This is a genomic window from Synechococcus sp. R6-10, assembly GCF_047461815.1.
GTDB lineage: Bacteria > Cyanobacteriota > Cyanobacteriia > Thermostichales > Thermostichaceae > Thermostichus.
In genome coordinates this window covers 1-1,176 of sequence record NZ_JANSHW010000006.1, presented here as the reverse complement: position 1 = coordinate 1,176, position 1,176 = coordinate 1, and the positions used below count along the sequence as shown (strand labels likewise).

Sequence of the window (1,176 nt, the reverse complement as noted above, 5' to 3'; positions counted from 1 at the left end):
CTGCCTGCGATTGATAGCGCTCCGGGTTAAAAGCCAGCCAGAGGGTACGCCGTATCTGTAGCCCTTCCACCGCCAGCTTCCGGAACCGCCCCTGTTCCACATCGGATCCCACTGCCACCGTAGACAAAAAGGCCACCCCCAAACCCGCCTGGACAGCATTTTTGATCGCTTCAATCGAGCTGAGTTCCAGCCGCACGTTCAATTGGGCCGGGTTAATGCCGTGGCGGTTCAGCACCCGATCGATGGTTTGCCGAGTGGAAGACTGGGGATCCAAGGTGATGAAGGGCAAAGCCAGCAGATCCACAAGAGCCGGAGAGTCGATGGCACACCCGGGAGCACCGACCAACACATATTCATCTTCCGCCAGAGCCATCACCTTCAAGTGCCGCTGCAGCTCAAAGGGGATCTCCCCGCCAACAATGGCCACGTCCAACTGGCCGTCCACCAATTTCTGGGCAATTCGCCGCGTGGATTGCACCAAGAGCTGTACGGAAATTTGTGGATAGCGGCGGTGATATTGGGCGATCAAAGAAGGCATGACATAGGTGCCCACCGTTTGGCTGGCCCCCAAAACCAGATGCCCCCGCTCCATTTCTTGCAAATCCGCCAGCGCCTCGATGGTTTCACGGCACAGCTTGAGGATGCGCTCGCTGTACTGCAGCAGCACTTTCCCGGCATCCGTCAGCTCCACCTTGCGCCCACTGCGGTCGAACAGCACCACCCCCAACTGTCGCTCCAGGTTCTGTACTTGCAAGCTGACGGCAGGCTGGGAGACAAACAGGCTATCGGCAGCACGGCGAAAACTACCCTGCTGGGCAATTGCCCGCACGATGAGGAGCTGATCTAGAGTAAACGGCAACTCATCCGCCATAGGGAACTCCAAACCCCACAGTGGGATCCCTTACGTTTCCCTGAAAAGCTGGGCAGCCCGCGTTTGGAAACCCACACGAGATCATCATAAACAAGCGAGAAATCCCAAGAGAGCAGCTCAACCCTTTCCCGGCAGCTCGGCTCTGGGGGGTGACCAGCCAAGAGTGGAGAGGAGAGCTCAGAATCTTCGGGCTGTTTCTCTGCCATTCGGAGCAGCTATGCCCACAATACCTACCTGATACATTTACGCTGAACACTGCTGAACATCACTGTTCAACTATGCAGCGATAGCATTCTGTTTGTTTC

1 protein-coding gene is annotated in these 1,176 nt (G+C 56.8%); it reads right to left on the bottom strand.

All coding sequences use genetic code 11. The annotated features are described in order from the left end of the window. A partial coding sequence (locus NW837_RS00190) for a LysR substrate-binding domain-containing protein (RefSeq protein ID WP_414328699.1) occupies positions 1-871 on the bottom strand: 871 nt, incomplete at its 3' end. Positions 872-1,176 lie beyond the last annotated feature (305 nt).